A 16,548-nucleotide genomic window follows, 5' to 3' on the forward strand; every position below is an offset into this window, starting at 1 on the left:
ATCGCCCTAATGGGATAGGCTCTTAGCTAATCGCCAAGCGTTTTTCCACCAATGCTACCCACAAGGCAACGCCATGTGGAATGAGCGCATCATTGAAATCATAGCAGGCATTATGCAACGGGTGAGACGGCGTATCCCCATCAGCACCTAACCAGAAATAGGCACCGGGACACTGTTCGAGCATGCAGGCAAAATCTTCGGAAGCCATTGACGGCGCAATATCCCAGTGCACCTGGTTTACGCCACATGTTATTTCGGCCACCTCCCGCACGGTTTGCGCGACCTGTGCGTTATTGTGGGTAACCGGATAGCCGGGATAATAGGTTATGGCACCGGTGACACCGAATGTCTCTGGAATTTGCGCCACGAATTGGGCAATGAACGCCTTGACCTGATCACGCACCGAGGCTTGCAAGCAGCGCAACGTACCTCGCAGCACGACCTTTTCCGGGATCACATTGATAGCTTCGCCCCCGGCAATCTGCGTGATGCTGATCACCGCAGACGACTGGGGCGAAAGACGGCGGGAGGGAATGGTTTGTAACGACAGCACCAGTTGAGAAGCCGCCATAATCGGGTCTGCGCCGTTTTCCGGCATCGCCGCGTGACAGCTTTTTCCCGTCAGGATAATTTCAAACGAATCCAGAGAGGCCATCATCGCCCCACTACTCAGCCCAACATGCCCGACAGGTAGCCCCGGCCAATTATGCAATGCATAAATGTCGTCCATTGGGAAACGCGTAAACAGCCCTTCTTCTACCATACGACGCGCGCCCCCCAGGTTTTCTTCCGCTGGCTGGAATATGACGTGAACCGTACCGCGAAAACGACGAGTCTCACCGAGGTGGCAGGCGGCCGCTAGCAGCATAGCCGTATGACCGTCATGGCCGCAGGCATGCATCACACCAGGGTGTCGGGATTGATAGGGGGTGTTGCCCAGCTCGGTGACCGGCAACGCATCCATATCGGCCCGCAACCCAATGACCGGCCCCGGCCCATTCTCCAGCGTGCCTACCACCCCCGTTCCCGCCAGTCCGGTATGAACCTGAAAACCAAACTGGGTCAGTAATTCAGCCACCATCTGGGATGTCTGGTGTTCCTGATACCCCAATTCCGGGCTGGCATGCAGAGTGCGGCGCCATTCAATGGCCCGTGTAATCAGCGCTGGAGCAATGCTCATACGTCTCTCCTTATTCATTCACACCTCAGCCACCTGCTTTGGTGTTTATTTTCCCATCCAGAGTGGCGCTCAGGGAATAATCTACTCTACCCCAGCCCTCCCTACCGGCAAAGATTATCTACCGCGCAATAATGATGTTTTGGGTATAAGGCACGGGCATATTCGCTGTAAGGGAAATATCATGCTGTGTGAAGATGGCTGGAGAAGAAGAGCGAAAAATCGGATAGTAAAAATCGAATAAGTAAAAATCGGATAATGCCAGCGCCAATAGAGCAAATGCCAATTCACGCCAAATGAGAAACCAGGAGAGTATCAATGATCAATTTCTTAAAGACGCTTTTTGGCGGCAAAGAAACCGGTGCCACTCGCGACACCGTAGCGCTTGCAGACCCCCACCTGACGATTGCACGCGCAAATCACGAGATGCAATTGCGTACACAAGCGGCCGTGGAGATGTGGGGTCTTGATGTGGCTGAAGGATGAAACCGGCGTTGCATGACAGCACCGGGGGGTGAGCTGGCGAACGGGGAAGGAGACTGCGACCCCGCGCAGCCAAGCGAGCATAACGCCCTGCAGCGGAGGCCGTCAGATCGAAAACCCTTTTTCCGGGCTGTCCGGCGATGCAGCGTTCTCAGTCTGCCTCATCCGTGAGCAGGTCACGTTCATAGTCCTGACCACCGTGCCAGATGCCCAGTACCGTTACCCGCTTTTTCTCATCCTCCACCATAAAAGCAATGACTGTTCTTTTACGGTAGTTCGTTACGCGCAACCCTGCCAGAAGGTCATTACGGGTGCTTCCCCTCTCCGGGAACAGGGATAATGATTCACAGTAATCAACCACGCTTTCAGTGTAGCTGAGTGCCGTATTGGGTGTCGCAGCCTCCGCGATATAGCGATACAACGCCGCCAGTTGCTCTTCCGCTTCGGGGGCGAACACCACTTGATACTCCATTATGACTCTCCGGTCGCTTTCTTGTGCTCGGCTTTCAGTCTGTTTCTGATGTCGCTACCACTGAGGCTGTCCGTTTCTTGCAGCGCATTCCAGGCCGGAACAACCTGCTCCTGCAACCATTTTTCCACCGCATTATCACGTGCCAGCAACGCCCGAAGACCCTCACGGATAACTTCGCTTTCCGACGCATATTCGCCGCTGGCGACGCGCGCTTTGACCAGTGCCGCCATCTCATTCGGCAACGTGATACTCATCTGCTGTGTCGTTCTCATTGGTAACCCCTTTCTCCCGCCACGTAGGATTTAATCATACTCGCTCTTTTAACCCTTGTCAGGGGCTGTACGCGTCGTTCTCTTTCGGCGTGACCGCCGTTTCTGCTCTGTCGGAGCGCTTTACCCGCGTCGGCTACCGACCGGTTAAAGGCAACCACGACACCCCCGCCATCACCATGGCAGGCAACTGGCTGAAGGAAGCCGGGTTCCGCACCGGGCAGCCGCTGAAGCTGCGCGTGATGCCCGGCTGCATTGTCATCACCACGCAGGATATCCGCTCACTGTGGCAGGACCTGCACGCGCTCAGTGTTGCCGCGTTCGATGAACAGGCGGTGGCACAGTGGCTGAGGGGGTTTCCCGGCGGGCTGGATGTTGGGGGCATACAATGAGTATTCACATTGCGTGGCAGCAGGGCGACCAGCCGGAACTGACCCTGAGCGGCACCGCACTGGCACAGGCTGGGTTTACCGCCGGGGCGTTGTTTCGTATCAGCCTGTACCGCAACGGGCTGATGCTGACCCGGCTGGACGATGATACCGATATCGCCGCGCTGGTGGCCGAACTCGACGGGAGCGACACCGACGGCGCGGACTGGGTGAGTGACAACGGTGAACTGACGCTGGCAGGCGACTGGCTCACCCAAAGTGGATTATTCACCCCGCCGTTTAGCATTGAAGCCCTGCCCGGCCGGATCATGATTCGGGCTGGATCGGATGTGATGCTGGCGTAATCACGCTGATGGCCAAATAAAAAAGCCGGAAGGATCGTTGGATCACTTCCGTCCCCCTATATTTAATGATTCAAAAAACTCTTAATATCCTCAACATCCTTTCTTACATACTCTTTAGGTGGAAGTTCTAACTCAGGATATAGAAATTTTATCTGAGCATCGAAATTTACTCCCTCAGAAAAATACCTCACCAATCTTTCCTTTATTTCATCCACTTTCCCATTCATACCAAGCAATTCAAATGAACAAAGGATATCTTTATGAAAAACAGGGTCTAAATTTTTAATCAAAACCCTAATATTATTAGGATCAAATACGTCCCCATATTCTATTAAATTCAGACCAAAAACACCTGTACTTTCCCTTACTGATGAATAGCCGAGTCCAACCAGACAGCGCGCTCTCTCATTAAATATAACTTCTGATGTAATATTCCTGTGAAATAAAGCTAGTAATCGATGTGCTGCAACCACAATACAGAAAAGTACTTTTTCTTCATTTAGATCTACACCACCCCATTCATCCCTCGCTCTAAGAATATCAAAGAACTCCATTTGACAATCATCTCTTAGTTGGGCAATTGTATAACCAATCCCTTCCAAATAAACTGAAAAAACAGAATTCTCGATCAAATCTTTTTTCTTTATTTTAGACATTCCCTCCCCCTTTGACCTGCGATTATCCGCAGCCACCAAATAATCATCGCTACGAGGATTATTTAAACCTATCGGATTTTTATGTGATGTTCATACTAAATTGGTGCGATTTTCATATGATGAGCAACAACGGCGAACTGACGCTGGCAGGCGACTGGCTCACCCAAAGCGGCTTACTCCCCCGTCGTTCAGCATTGAAGCGTTGCCCGGCCGGATCATGATTCGGGCTGAACCGGGCGTGATGCTGGCGTAATCACGCTGACTTCTAAATTAAAAAGCCGGAAGGATCGTTGGAGCGCTTCCGGCTTTTTTCTAGTAGAGATCAGTTATACTTTTCACACTCATTTTGTAAATCTTCTAATAACTTATCCGCACTTACAATTGGTGTATCAGTTATTGATGGAACCATAAAAATACCAATATTTAGACCATCAGCAGACAGATTTGGCAAAAGCTCATCAATAATATAATCCAGCTCGATTTCTTTCGCCTTATAATCAGACCAAACGTCTACTGCACAAGCCTCCGCATACTCTTTGGCAGGCCAAAATACGATAAAGTCATTACCAGCATCATCACTACTTAAAGCAAAACCATCATCATCAAGCACCCATGCAGACTCATTATCGGCAACCCGTTTGATGAAATAGATATATCTATCTTCATTACCTTTTTTTGACATTACTTCTATTTCTTTAGCTGATAGCTTCATTCTTTTTTCCCCTTACATCCAGCTTTACCACTTGCTTCAGGTTTATTCTTCCTACCGTGACCATCATATTTATGCTGCTGTCGATGTAGATCTGTATGCTGAGGATCTGAATACTCATAACCATAGCCTTTAGATGCCTCATACCCACGCCAGTGAGCTAACTGATAACCGGGTGGATTTCTAATGTTAGTTCTTTGTCCCCTAGCAATAGAGTTTTGCTCTTGCTTTATCCATCCACGAACATGACTCGGCTGTTTAGGATCATTCGCCAGTTCTTTTAGCCGTGCTTGTTTTCCTGCTCGACCAACAGATAACCCAAAAGGATCGACCCACTCTAACGGGTTATGGACATAAGCATATGGACTAAAACCACCATCTAAACCTATCGGGTCCGCCGAGATATACTGCCCCAGCGTCGGGTCGTAGTACCGATGCCGGTTATAATACAGCCCCGTCTCGCTATCGTACACCTGCCCCTGATAGCGCAGCTCGCAGTACACCTCCTCGTTCGCCGCATCGCCCAGCCAGCGCCGTAACGGGATCGGGATTTTCTCTTCCCGGTGCGTGCCCCACAGCCCCTGCTCGCCCCGCCAGTGTACCTCGCCCGTCTCGCTGCACAGCTCCCGCGCTGTTCCCGTCAGGTCTGTCACGATGTAGTGCAGTTGCGTGCGCTCGTCCTTCTCCTCCACCTGCGCCAGCGGCCGGAAACTCCCCGGCTCGTACACCCACTGTACCGCCCGCGCCACGCTTCCGTCCGCACGGTACTGCGTCTGGCCCGACAGCTGGTCGCCGTCCCACCGGTACGCCACCCGCGCTACCGCCTGCGCCGACGGATCCTGGCCCTCGCGCACCTTGCTGATCCGGCGGCCGAACGCGTCGTAACGGTACCGCCACCGCGCCCCGTCCGGCAGCCTCACCCGCACCAGCCGGTCCTGCGCGTCCCACTCGAACTGCGTTTCCCGTGGCCGGAAACCGGCGCGGCTTTCCCGTTTGTTCACCAGCCGACCGCAGGCGTCGTACTGATACCGGCTGTCGCCACGCCTCACCACCCGCCCTGCCGCATCATAACCCGCAGAAGCCTTCACCACCGCATTGGCCGTCGACAGCCTGCCTGCCCCGTCCAGCACTATCGCCGATACCTCGCACAGGTTCTGCTCGCTGTCGTAACCAAACAGCCGCGCATGCTGCTGCCGACCCTGCTCGCGCCGCTCCGCCACCACCTGGCCCATGCCGTTCAGCCGCAGCGCCTGCTCGCCCCAGTGGCTGTCGCTGATGCCCGTCAGACGGTCCAGCACATCGTACTGGTAACGCCGCTCCAGCACCCCGCTCACACCGTCCAGCGCCTGACGCGACAGCAGCCCCGCCGCACTCCACTCATGCCGCAGCGAGAAGCCCGCCCCGTTGCTGCGCTGTCGCTCCTCCCCCGACGCCGTGTGGCTGAACGTCAGCGGCTGGTGCGAACCGATGCCCAGCGTCGTCAGACGGCCACCCTGCCACCCCAGGCTCAGCGACGCCAGCAGCCCCGACACCGCACTGCGCTGCCCCGCCGCGTCATACCCCGACGCCAACGCCTCGCCGTTGACCGTCTCGCTCACCACCTGCCCGGCGCGGTTGTACGTATACTCCACCACCGCGTCCGGGCTCGCCGCCTTCAGCAGCCGCCCCGACAGGTCATAGGCAAAGGTCGTCGTGCCCTCGCTGGCCCCGTCGGCCTGCACCGCCGCAATCGCGCTCAGCCGACCGCCCGCGTCATACCCGTACACCAGTCGGCTACCGTCCGGGGCCTGTCGGCTCGCCAGCTGCCCCGCCACGTCGTAGTCATAGCGGTACACCCGGCCATCGTAATGCCGCTCCTCGCTGAGCCGACCCGCCGTGTCAAACCGGTACTGCCACGTCTGCCCCTGGCTGTTGGTCACCCCGGCGAATTCTGACTCCGCATTATAATGATAGCGGACACTCGCCCCCAGCGGGTCGGTCGCCTCCAGCAGGTTGTCGAACGCGCCGTAGCGGAACTGGTAACGCTGGCCCAGCGCATCCGTCACCGACGTCAGGTTCCCTTCACCGTCGTAACCAAACCGGGTTTCGCTGCCGTCTTCGTAAATCACCTTCTCCGGTGTCTCACGACCGCCTTCGTACACCCACCGCCGCACCTGCACACCCTGATCATGTGCAATGTGCCGCTCCGTCAGCCGGTCATGACCGTCGTAGAAAAAGGTCACCGGCGAGGTGCCTTCCGCTTCCAGACGCTCCAGCAGCCCGCGACGGTTGTAGTGATAACGCTGCACCCGGCCGTCCGGCCCGGTCACGCCCGATAACAACCCCTGCGGCGAATAGCGGTGCTGCCACGTCCGCCCTTCCGGGTCGCTCGCCGTTTCCACCCGCCCTGCCGCATCGCGGGTATAACGCCAGGTGCTACCCATCGGGTCGGTATAGGCTAGCAACTGGCCGTCATCATCGTAGTCATAGCGATGCGTGGCCCCATCCGGCAGGGTCACCGCCGTCACCTGCCCCCAGTCGTTGCGCTGATATTCGGTGCGTCCACCCAGCGGGTCAATCTCCGCCACCAGTTGGTTATCCACCCACTCGAAGCGGTATTCCCCGCCGTCCGGCTCCCGGCGCAGCAGAATGTTGTTGCGCGCATCGCGGACATAGGTGGTGACGCCACCAAACCCGCTGTGGTAATGGCTGGTGAAGGCGTCATCATCGTAACGAAACTCGCCCGGCCAGAACCCGCCAGCCGTGCGGTCACGCCGCGAGCGCCCCTCGGCGTCGTACTCGTGCTCAACCCAGGTGTGCGCTAAATCTGACCAGCGCAGCAGCCAACCCTGCGGGGAGTAGTGATAGTCGAAATTGCGCCCTTCCCCCGCCCGCACGTTCAGCAAATAGCCTTGCGCATCATACTGATAACTGACCAGCGTTTTCAGCGGCTGGCGGTGCTCATCGCACAGCGTCAGCCTGGTTATCCGCCGCCGTTGTGTTTCCACGTGGACCAGCCGCCCGTCCGGCAGGCTAACCCAGCACAGCTCGGAACGGTCCCACAACAAGGTGATGCGATTGCCCGACCGGTCTTCGATCGCGGTCAGGCACAGGTGCAGCCCCAACGCGTGCTCAAAGCGGTAGCGCAGCCCGTCTACGTGCTGTAACACCAGTTGCCCTTGCTGGCGGCTCAGCCGCCATGACGGGTTGGACGCCGCCCGGCTCTGTTCCCCCTCTTCGGGCAGCACAAATACCGCCTGGTTGAACTCGCCGTCGGTCAGGGTGGCGACACCGCTTTCCAGCGTCAGGCTCATGTCCCAGTTGCTGCGCCACAACGCCCCCAGCAGCCCCGGCTTGCGCTCACCGCCAGAGCGGTAATAGCGCTTCATCACCAGCGGCAGCAGGCCACCGAGTGTGAAATCGGTACGCCAGTCCACCACGTAGCCGGTCGCCATATCCACCGGCTCGCCTTTGCTCTGACACTTATCACTGCCTGCTTTGCACGCCTTGTCGTCCTCCCCGGCTTTTTTCTTCTGTGAGGTGTTATCCGGATGCTCGCCCTTATTACTCCCGGCGTTGATGTCTTCCATCCCTTCCGATGACTGACGTGTTTTTTTCTTACTGGCGGCTTCTTTCGGTTTCGCTGCCGGAGTCGCTTTACTCTCACCGTGAGCCGAGGGTTTAGCGGACTGGCTTTCTGCGTGCGTAGGGTTTTTGGGTGAAGCGGTGGCTTTGGGTGCAGCGGTGGCTTTAGCGATGCTGCCTTTCGGCCGGGGGGTGCCGGTCACACGGGTGACGACCTTGCCGATAAATTCATCGAATTTGGTTTCAATGTATGCCAGCGCGCTGTCATATTTGGCGATCAACTTTTCCAGCGCGGTGATCATGGCGCTGAAGCTGTCTTTCATCAGCGATACGATCCAGTTGTTCTTCAACTTTGACTCGGCCAGCACCTGTTTGAGCGCCGCATGAATTTTCAGCAACAGATCTTTGGCCTGCGCGCCGTAATGTCGCAGTTCAGAACGCAGTTTGGTCAGCCCTTTGACCAGATTACCGTCAGACAGGCTGCGGATGGTCTTGATAGCAAACTGCAGCTCTTTGGGAGTGGATTTTTTGAGCGCACGGATGATCGCCCGTCCGCTGACCTTCAACGCATCTCCCAGCCCAGGAATGACGCCGATCGCACAAAGTGCGCCTTCGGCAAGATGTAACGGGTCTTCCAGTTTTGCCGGTTCTTTATACGACTGCCAGCTCCACTCGCCAATCGAGTACACATCCATGGCCTGCCCGACCACGGGAATAAACCCCAGCGCGATTTCGCAAAACAGCATCAGCGCCGCATTATCATCCCCACCTTTGTCCGCCACTTCTGCCGCCAGGCTGTGGTGAATTTTATTGACCGCCCGTTTAAGATCGCGGCTACCGCGATTAACCCGCTTATCCAGTTCCCAGAAGCGGTCATAGGATTTGCGGTACTCTTTGGGAATGGAGGTAAACAGCCCGGCACCGTCCACATCTACATGGCGATCGCTGCTGTCGTCGGCGTCATAGCTCACCAGGCCTTGCTTGCGCAGCAACAAAAACAGCGTGAAATACTCACCCGCCAGCGTGGCATACGCCGGGTTCGACTGTAATACCGGGTTGTTTTCGACGGTTTCACGGGGGGTAAAGTCATCCGAGCCTTCATCCAGCATCAGCGTGAAGCTAGCGCAACCCATGTCGTAGATTTTGCACAGCCCGTTGGCATCGGTCTTACCGTGAATTTCGGTCTTATTGCTGTCAATCAACACAAATGGTGCGTTGGGCACCGGTTTTCCCGAGTCATAGTGGTAATGAATCAGCACTTCGCAGCCGCATTTGGCGCACCCACCCGAGATTTTGTTATCGGTGGAAAAATTCTGACTGGCGGCTTCTTCGCTCGACATCAGCGTTGCTTTTTTATTCTCGCTCATGAAAACGTCCTGTTAGATTATGCGTCGTCCAGTTGGTCAATTGCCGCCTGGTACAGGCGATCCATCCGGTTTTGCGCGCCGATATACTCCGGCTGCGACAAAATGGTTTGTGCCCACGGCTGCTGAATGAAGTCTGGCGTCAGTTCGGTGGCCAGCGCCAGATAACGCACGATATCGCGGTCGTTGTTGAACCCCTGAATACGGGCTTGTTCGGTTTGCTGGTGGGTAAAATCCAGCAAGCTGTCGTCGTCGCTGTCGTGCCAGCGCGCATGATGCGCTCGCAGGTGCGCCATGTAGCCTTCCAGCGTATTACGCAGCGAGGGAGCCAGCAGCGCCTGCCACTGCGCCTCACTGAGCGGGCGCGGCAGGGTCTCCGGCAGATGGTGTGCGACGCGTTCCGTCAGGCTCAGAGTTTGCAGGCTGCCGTCTGGCGCTAGCGCGCAAAATGTGGCGATCGGCCCGTACAGCGCGGTGGCTTCCTCCACCGTACTGGCGAACAACAACGGCTGAACCACCTGCCAGTCACTGACGCGCAGAATCGCGCTCTCGCCTTCCTGCGTAGCAACCAGGCTCCATTGGCGCAGGTGTTTTACCAGTTCCCGCAGTTGATCGAGCGGCGAGTAAGCCTGCATAAACCACGCCAGTTGCACGCCGATGCCCCATCCTTCCTGCGTTAGTACGTGTTCGCGCACCTGCGCCCAGTTGGTGGCGTGAACCGGAATGCAATAAGGCGAGACCGACGCGTGTACCCGCCCGGCCTCCCCCCAATACAACCGGGTCTGTTCCAGGCTTCCCCCCCATCGCTCCGCCAGCCAGGGCACGGCGTCGTTGAGTGCCGCCTCAGCAATCACAAAACATCCTCCGGCGTTGAGCCGCGCCAGCCAGTCGGCTTCGGTTTCCGGTTGCAGCGTCAAAAAAGAGTGAGACAGACTCACGGCATAACCTCCGTCGTATCCGGTAATTCGTCCCGCATCCAGCCGGGCCGGTGATAATGAAGGCGAACATCGTCCACCCTGGCGGAGTCGGATTTGAAAATCCGAATGCTGTCGCCCAGTGAATAACGCTCAAGCAGGTGTATAAAAATCGGGTGGTGATAAAACTCGCTGCCAATCACCCAGCGGTGAGCCGACCAGGCTTCACATTCCGCTTCCGAGGCTTGTGGGTACCACGCTTGTGCCAGCGCAATACCGCTGAGAAAGCGGCGTTTTACCACCTCAACATCCAGTTCGGCCCAGTAGAGCGCACTGACATGCAGAAACAGTTCATTTGCCAGCCGGTGTAAGCGGTTGTCGTTGGATAACAGATAGAATTGGTAGCGATTCAGGGTGATCAGGTAATCATCAGGCAGCGATGTCGGCTTCAACGGCACCTCATCCGGTTTCGTTAGCACGTGATAGCGGCAAGGTGCGTCTGGTTCATCCTCTTTCAGCGGTAGATAGAGGCGGGTCAGCAGCCCCATAAACGCCGCCTGTTCGTCGTGATTCAGCGTTTGCCACCAGAGTTGAAGCACATCCGCCGCATAGCTACGCAGCAGCGCCAGCGTTCCATCTGGATAACGGCACCGCAGGCGTTGTTGCCAGAAATCAACCACACGACTCAGGGGTTGATCGCTATGCATCAGCATCACCCCCTGATGGCGCGCTGGTTGTGTGTCCGCCAGCCAGTGCAACAGGGTTTCTCCCGGCTCGCCTTCTTCCACCAGCACCACCATGGGTGCCCAGTTCTGCCAGTCGTCACCGGCACCATCAAAACGCAAGGGATGCCATATCTGCGCCGCCCGTGGCTGAAAAGCGCGCCAGAAATCCGGCAACGCCGGATAATGCATCGGGTCGACAATGGCATAGAGTGGCTGCGCGCAATGCTGACTGAGTTCAAACAGGGTATAGCCCGTTATTGGCATGATGTTCACTGGGATAATGAATAGAGTTAACAAGCACGCCCAATAGCGTTATTCAGTTTTAAATAACGCTATTGGGTCAGGAAAAATGAGAAAGAACCGTAGAAAAAATTGGCCGTACCGCGTTACAACGCTATGAAATAGAATACGAGACAACCCGAAATGCTTTATTTACAGCGATTCACCTTTAGCGCGGCGTTCCCGTACTTCCTCTGGCGATAAAGGAGGGAATTTGATGCCACGTTGTTGTAATTGCTGTTTTACCTTTAGCAACCATGAATAATTTGGAGAGTTATTAGCAACTATCGATAGACTGTCATGAACTCGCCATGCCAGGCTTCCACCTGTTGCAGAATAAGTATCGACTTTCGCACCATGCTCAATAAGCCAATATACCGTTTCATACTCGTTAATATACGCTGCATATAGAGCACCATTCCGCTTTTGTGCATCTTCTAAATTAAGATCAGCACCTCGCTCAACAAGAAGTTTAATGTCATCCCATCGTGATTCATTGATTGCACTGAATAACACAGGTGATTTATTGAAATCCATAGAATTAGGATCACCACCAGCATCTAACATCATCTTCAACCATTCAGGCGATTTCGCACCAGCAACCATATTAACAGCACTATTTCCATTACCTGCGAGGAAATTAGGATCTGCGCCTAGTTTTAATGCTAATTGTGTAGCAGATTTATCCTTTTGCATGACTAACCAAAGTAAAGGTGTAATACCTTCCTTACCCTGAATATTCAGATTCAGCCCCTGAGCAAGCTGATGCCGGGCTTCCGCTTCATCACCTTTGCGGATAGTTTGCAGTAATGTCGCCATCGGCGGCTGGAACAACTCACTGACCTGCATACTGCGCCCCCCTGCCTGACAGGCGGTTAACAGCGGCAGGCAAGCCAGCAGCCAGTGCCACCACTTCAAAGGGACTCTCCCTTAGCGCGGCGTTCCCGTACTTCCTCTGGCGATAAAGGGGGGAATTTGATGCCACGTTGTTGTAATAACTGTTTCACTTTCAGCGCCCAGGGATAATGTGGTGACCGATGATCCATAAGCGATAAACTGTCTTCTACCGTCCATGCCAGACTCGCACCTGTCGCAGAATACGTATTAATATTAGCGCCGTGCTCTATTAGCCAATATGCGATTTCATATTGATTAATATAAGCAGCGTAATGTGCGCTCGTCGTTTTTTGACCATCAGTCAAATTCACGTCTGCACCACGCTCGACCAATAATTTGATATCAGCCCAACGTTCTTCATTAATCGCACTAAATAAGGCAGGTACCTTGTTGTGATCGAGGGAATTAGGATCACCACCGGCATCGAGCATCATTTTCAACCATTCAGGTGATTTCGCACCAGCGGCCATATTGACAGCCGTCGTGCCTGTACCCGTTCGAAAATTAGGGTCCGCCCCCAGTTTTAACGCCAGTCTGGCACCGTCCTTGTCCTGCTGCATCATCAGCCACAATAGAGGGGTAATCCCTTCAGCCCCCAATACGTTCAGGTTTACCCCCTGCGCCAGCTGTTGTCGGGCTGCGGCTTCATCACCTTTCTGGATACTGGATAACACATTCACCATCGGTGGTTTAAAAAACTCACTGGCCTGCATATTCTGCCCTCCTGCCTGACAGGCAGTTAATATTCCAATAATCAGTATCCCCAACCATTTGAGCCATTGCATTACGCCCCCTTAAGTGCCTTAGTAATACTACCAATATCATCCTTTTTCTGGCTCTCAATACCCGCAATAACCTGATCCATACCATGGCGTGCTAACGGAGAGCCGCCCGATGCAGGCAAAGGCATCATATTCCCGGCCGCTTTAGGCAAGGCCCCACTCAATAATGTCGCAGCGCCAGCAATTCCACCCACAACAGCACCGACACCACCTCCAATCAATGCCCCTGCACCCGACAACAGTCCCGGCAACGCCGCTTTACCATACGTCTGAGCCATAGTCAGGACTTCACCATCTACAGCCTGGGTCTTTATTAGTGAATTGATTTTTTCCATAGCCAATCCACCAAATCGACTAACCGTATTCTCATGAAGTCCAGCGGCATTGAAGGTATACCCTTTCAAACCACTAGCACCTACACCAGCAGACCCTAATCCCCCCCCCAAAGAATGACCAACAATAATTGTATCTTTGGGTAGAGTCTCTTTAACCTGCTTAGCAAGATACATTGCCTGTTTGTATTGTGCAGTTTCTTTCCCCATTCCTTGCGATAAATTGGTCATCCAATCTTGTTTTCCTGTCACAGCATTATTAGTTCCCCGGTATGTCAGCATGGTTTCGCCATTTATCGAGGATTTAAACAGCGCTGCGCCAAAGCCGGTATTTTTATCCATAAATACCGCATCTTTTAGCCCTGTCACGCTATCTGGATTAATCAAATCCAATCCGACGGGGGATTTAGGTAATACCGACCTCGCACCTCGGCGGAATTCATCTACAGAGTAAACATACTGCGCCGCTTCAGCACGCAAGATGCTGTCATTATTAAACGCCAGTCGGGTGGCGGCGTCTTTCAGGCCCGGCATAGCCGATGCCTGTTGCGCCAGCCTGGCACGCGCCAGATAGCGATCTTTACGCTGTAATACGGTCAGCGCTTCATCCAGTACCGGTAGTTCGGCAGTCGCGGCCCACTCCATCATGGCGGGCAGCAGCATCGGCGTGAGTGCCAACAGTGGGGCCCGACTTTTTGCGGACTGTTCCGCACAGGATTTCACCGGCGACTGGTAAGGTGTGTCGCCAATAATCACATCCCCGCTTCCGGCCGCCACTGACCCGCCGCAACCGATGGCATCACCGATACGGGCAGCCAGCTTACCGTTGATAATCACCGTGCCGGAACCGGCGGAAATCGCCCGACTGTGCACACCGTGCGGCATGTTCGGGCAGGGGCAGGCGTGCAGTAACACCGCGTCGCCTTTACGCGCCGCCGGTTTGCCATTGATAATCACATCGCCACTGCCCGCAATGACCGGGGTAGCGGGAAAACAGCCGTGACCAGCACAACTGTCTCCTAAACGCGCAGCTCCTGGCATGATGACTCCTTAACGCCGGTCCGGCGCATCGGGTAGCGTCGGTCTGGTGGGGGACTCGGGTTCGATGGACACTGGCGCCGTACCCGCCCCGGCGGAACCACCGTCGTTAATTTTCACCAACGTGCCAGAAATGGTGACCCCCGCGCCGTCAATCTTGATAAACCCGCCAGGCGCTTTAATGGTCAGCGATTGTCCGGCTTCCAGCACGATATCCGCCGCTTTGAGGTAACTGTCGGTATTCACCAGCACGCGCTGATGTGCACCGATTAAGGTCTCTTCCGAACCGGACAACGTGGTCTGGCGGCTGCCGTCAATGCGGGTAATCTCGCCGCCACCAATAAAGCGCTTGAACGACTGGGTGATGCGTTGCACGAAATGACGCCCGATTGACTGGTGGTGATCCTGACCAATCTGCTCAAAGTCATCCTGCCCGATGGTGCGATGGCTATGACGATCGACCCGCTCGAACTGGTCATTCGCCACGCTCAGATGCTGATCTAACCCGACACTCTGGCGATGAATGTTGTTAATCACCGCATCCATGTCTTTTTGCGCGTGTAGATAGATTTGCTCCCGGGTCGCTTCATCTTCAAACCGCAGTTCGTTGAATCCGCTGCCTTTGTGCGTATCGGTACGCAAGGTGGTGCGGGTTTTATGCTCCGGTAAGACATACGGCGTTGGGTTAGTCGCATGAAAGGTACGGCCGGTGATAATCGGCTGGTCCGGGTCGCCTTCCAGGAAGCTCACCACCACCTCATGGCCGATGCGCGGAATGGCAATCAGGCCGTACTGACCACCGGCCCAGCCCTGACTGACCCGCACCCAGCAGGAGCTCTGGTCGTCGCTGGCACCGTAGCGGTCCCACGGGAATTGCAGTTTCACCCGGCCAAATTTATCACAGTAAATCTCTTCCCCCGCCGGGCCAACAACCATGGCAATCTGCGGGCCGTCCACCATCGGCTTGTACGGCATGGCCGCACGCCAGGTGGTGGTGGCTTTTACCACCTCGAAACTGTTGCTGATGGTAGTCGGCTCACCACCGCTCTCTTCTTCCAGCGCCTGCGGCTGCTGGCCACTGTGGGTCACCGCCACCACCTGCCAGGCCAGGTTAAACGCCGGGTTCGGGTGCTCGGTCAGGGTAAAGGTGCTGCCCGGCCTCAGTTCGGCGGCATTCGACTCGCCCACACCGGTTATCGCATCCGCACGCAGCGCATCCAGCCGGTAGCCGGTAAACGCCTTACCGCTCGGGTCCAGTTTGAAGCGGCCGGGGTAATCAAAGTGCTGGTAGGATTCACGCTGGTGCGCCAGTTCGTTGCTGGTTTTCTTGTGCGACAGGCCATACGCCGGGGTTTTGAAGCTGTAATCCTTCAGTTCCACCTCAGCGGTGCTCACCGCCTCGGCATAACGGAAACGGCGCACATACGCCCCTTCGCTCAGCCCCTGCGTGGCGAGATTGAAGAACAGTTCCGGGCCTTTGGTCAGCGCACCGGCGTCATCGGCAAACACCACCCGGTGCTTACCAGCGTCGAACTCGTGGTAGTAGAACATCCCTTCTTCTGCGGCCAGCCGGTTGATGAACGCCAGGTCGCTTTCGCGGTACTGCACGCAGTACTCACGTGCCGCATGCTCGTGGCGCAGGGCAAAGGCAAAGTCGCTGATACCGGCTTCCTGCAACAGTTCGGTGATGATCTCATCCGGTTTTTTGGTCTGGAAGATGCGGGCGTTGGTGCGCAGACCGAGCCGCCACAGCGCCGGGCGCACCTCAGCCTGGTAGCGGGTGCGGCGAAAACCGGTGTCGCCCTGGGCAAAGCGGCTGACGATACCGCTGACCCGGCGCTGCAATTCGCCTTCGTACCACACCAGCAGTTCGCATGGCTGGTCCAGCACCGCGCCGAAGTCGATATCCGCCTGACTGCTGGCAAGGCTCAGCGACAGCGCAAACGGCTGGTTCAGCGCCTCGCTCAGCTCAAAACCCACCACCGCGAAGGTGGTGTCCGCCAATGCGCCGATTTTCACGGTAAACTGCAATCCTGTACTGTTGGCCACCCTGCTTCCTCCTTTCCCCGGCTCCATAGCTACCGCACACCCGGTCTGTGCCGTGTGTCAGTGCATTTATCACGATGAGTACTTCTGCACTCAGCGATGGGGGCA

General features: G+C 55.7%; 15 protein-coding genes. 3 read left to right on the plus strand and 12 right to left on the minus strand.

Annotated features, from left to right (window positions below):
* Positions 1–22: 22 nt before the first annotated feature.
* Positions 23–1,180, minus strand: coding sequence for a M20 aminoacylase family protein (locus tag LF929_RS13825; protein ID WP_016943508.1), 1,158 nt, complete (start codon positions 1,178–1,180; stop codon positions 23–25).
* Positions 1,181–1,495: 315 nt separating this feature from the next.
* Between LF929_RS13825 and LF929_RS13830 the strand changes: the two genes are divergently transcribed.
* Positions 1,496–1,663: a hypothetical protein gene (locus LF929_RS13830; protein WP_193744528.1), complete on the plus strand. Its 168-nt coding sequence runs from the start codon at positions 1,496–1,498 to the stop codon at positions 1,661–1,663.
* 148 nt (positions 1,664–1,811) lie between these two features.
* On the opposite strand, the gene LF929_RS13835 is transcribed toward LF929_RS13830, so the two are convergent.
* Positions 1,812–2,132, minus strand: coding sequence for a type II toxin-antitoxin system RelE/ParE family toxin (locus LF929_RS13835; protein ID WP_038907450.1), 321 nt, complete (start codon positions 2,130–2,132; stop codon positions 1,812–1,814).
* Positions 2,132–2,404, minus strand: a complete 273-nt coding sequence (locus LF929_RS13840) for a type II toxin-antitoxin system ParD family antitoxin (protein WP_016943505.1) — start codon at positions 2,402–2,404, stop codon at positions 2,132–2,134. Before LF929_RS13840 ends, LF929_RS13835 begins: the two co-directional genes overlap by 1 nt.
* A gap of 65 nt (positions 2,405–2,469) precedes the next feature.
* Here LF929_RS13840 and LF929_RS13845 point away from each other — a divergent pair, with 65 nt between their 5' ends.
* Both LF929_RS13845 and LF929_RS13850 read left to right on the plus strand, forming a co-directional pair.
* Positions 2,470–2,793 (plus strand): SymE family type I addiction module toxin, encoded by a 324-nt coding sequence (locus tag LF929_RS13845; RefSeq protein ID WP_050570727.1) that lies wholly within the window; start codon positions 2,470–2,472, stop codon positions 2,791–2,793.
* A complete protein-coding gene (locus LF929_RS13850; protein ID WP_038907448.1) occupies positions 2,790–3,134 on the plus strand; it encodes a SymE family type I addiction module toxin in 345 nt (114 codons plus the stop codon). Before LF929_RS13845 ends, LF929_RS13850 begins: the two co-directional genes overlap by 4 nt.
* 62 nt (positions 3,135–3,196) lie before the next feature.
* Here LF929_RS13850 and LF929_RS13855 read toward each other — a convergent pair whose 3' ends face one another.
* The 9 genes from LF929_RS13855 to LF929_RS13895 all read right to left on the minus strand — a co-directional run bounded on the left by LF929_RS13855 (position 3,197) and on the right by LF929_RS13895 (position 16,443).
* On the minus strand, positions 3,197–3,790 hold the full coding sequence (locus LF929_RS13855) for a hypothetical protein (RefSeq protein WP_226093476.1): 594 nt from the start codon (positions 3,788–3,790) through the stop codon (positions 3,197–3,199).
* Between the two features lie 322 nt (positions 3,791–4,112).
* The gene (locus tag LF929_RS13860; RefSeq protein WP_226093477.1) at positions 4,113–4,502 is read right to left on the minus strand and encodes a DUF2750 domain-containing protein; all 390 of its coding nucleotides are present in this window, start codon (positions 4,500–4,502) and stop codon (positions 4,113–4,115) included.
* Positions 4,499–9,430, minus strand: coding sequence for an RHS repeat-associated core domain-containing protein (locus LF929_RS13865; protein WP_226093478.1), 4,932 nt, complete (start codon positions 9,428–9,430; stop codon positions 4,499–4,501). Before LF929_RS13865 ends, LF929_RS13860 begins: the two co-directional genes overlap by 4 nt.
* Positions 9,431–9,447: 17 nt before the next feature.
* Positions 9,448–10,365: a DUF4123 domain-containing protein gene (locus LF929_RS13870; RefSeq protein WP_226093479.1), complete on the minus strand. Its 918-nt coding sequence runs from the start codon at positions 10,363–10,365 to the stop codon at positions 9,448–9,450.
* Entirely contained in the window at positions 10,362–11,330 is a 969-nt protein-coding gene (locus LF929_RS13875; RefSeq protein WP_226093480.1) for a DUF4123 domain-containing protein, read from the minus strand. Before LF929_RS13875 ends, LF929_RS13870 begins: the two co-directional genes overlap by 4 nt.
* Before the next feature lie 168 nt (positions 11,331–11,498).
* Entirely contained in the window at positions 11,499–12,263 is a 765-nt protein-coding gene (locus LF929_RS13880) for an ankyrin repeat domain-containing protein (RefSeq protein ID WP_226093481.1), read from the minus strand.
* Positions 12,260–13,027 carry an ankyrin repeat domain-containing protein gene (locus LF929_RS13885; RefSeq protein ID WP_038907443.1) on the minus strand — a complete coding sequence of 256 codons (768 nt, stop codon included), beginning with the start codon at positions 13,025–13,027 and terminating at the stop codon, positions 12,260–12,262. Before LF929_RS13885 ends, LF929_RS13880 begins: the two co-directional genes overlap by 4 nt.
* Positions 13,027–14,397 carry a PAAR domain-containing protein gene (locus LF929_RS13890; RefSeq protein WP_016941864.1) on the minus strand — a complete coding sequence of 457 codons (1,371 nt, stop codon included), beginning with the start codon at positions 14,395–14,397 and terminating at the stop codon, positions 13,027–13,029. Before LF929_RS13890 ends, LF929_RS13885 begins: the two co-directional genes overlap by 1 nt.
* A gap of 9 nt (positions 14,398–14,406) precedes the next feature.
* Positions 14,407–16,443, minus strand: a complete 2,037-nt coding sequence (locus tag LF929_RS13895; RefSeq protein ID WP_368678946.1) for a type VI secretion system tip protein VgrG — start codon at positions 16,441–16,443, stop codon at positions 14,407–14,409.
* Positions 16,444–16,548: the final 105 nt, after the last annotated feature.

Source organism: Dickeya oryzae (assembly GCF_020406815.2).
Classification (GTDB): Bacteria; Pseudomonadota; Gammaproteobacteria; order Enterobacterales; family Enterobacteriaceae; genus Dickeya; species Dickeya oryzae.

Excerpts from the sequence above, each read along its gene's own strand:
- LF929_RS13840 (WP_016943505.1), bottom strand. The coding sequence starts at position 2,404 with ATGAGAACGACACAGCAGATGAGTATCACGTTGCCGAATGAGATGGCG.
- LF929_RS13885 (WP_038907443.1), bottom strand. The coding sequence starts at position 13,027 with ATGCAATGGCTCAAATGGTTGGGGATACTGATTATTGGAATATTAACT.
- LF929_RS13890 (WP_016941864.1), bottom strand. The coding sequence starts at position 14,397 with ATGCCAGGAGCTGCGCGTTTAGGAGACAGTTGTGCTGGTCACGGCTGT.
- LF929_RS13860 (WP_226093477.1), bottom strand. The coding sequence starts at position 4,502 with ATGAAGCTATCAGCTAAAGAAATAGAAGTAATGTCAAAAAAAGGTAAT.
- LF929_RS13830 (WP_193744528.1), top strand. The coding sequence starts at position 1,496 with ATGATCAATTTCTTAAAGACGCTTTTTGGCGGCAAAGAAACCGGTGCC.
- LF929_RS13865 (WP_226093478.1), bottom strand. The coding sequence starts at position 9,430 with ATGAGCGAGAATAAAAAAGCAACGCTGATGTCGAGCGAAGAAGCCGCC.
- LF929_RS13850 (WP_038907448.1), top strand. The coding sequence starts at position 2,790 with ATGAGTATTCACATTGCGTGGCAGCAGGGCGACCAGCCGGAACTGACC.
- LF929_RS13875 (WP_226093480.1), bottom strand. The coding sequence starts at position 11,330 with ATGCCAATAACGGGCTATACCCTGTTTGAACTCAGTCAGCATTGCGCG.
- LF929_RS13825 (WP_016943508.1), bottom strand. The coding sequence starts at position 1,180 with ATGAGCATTGCTCCAGCGCTGATTACACGGGCCATTGAATGGCGCCGC.
- LF929_RS13855 (WP_226093476.1), bottom strand. The coding sequence starts at position 3,790 with ATGTCTAAAATAAAGAAAAAAGATTTGATCGAGAATTCTGTTTTTTCA.
- LF929_RS13835 (WP_038907450.1), bottom strand. The coding sequence starts at position 2,132 with ATGGAGTATCAAGTGGTGTTCGCCCCCGAAGCGGAAGAGCAACTGGCG.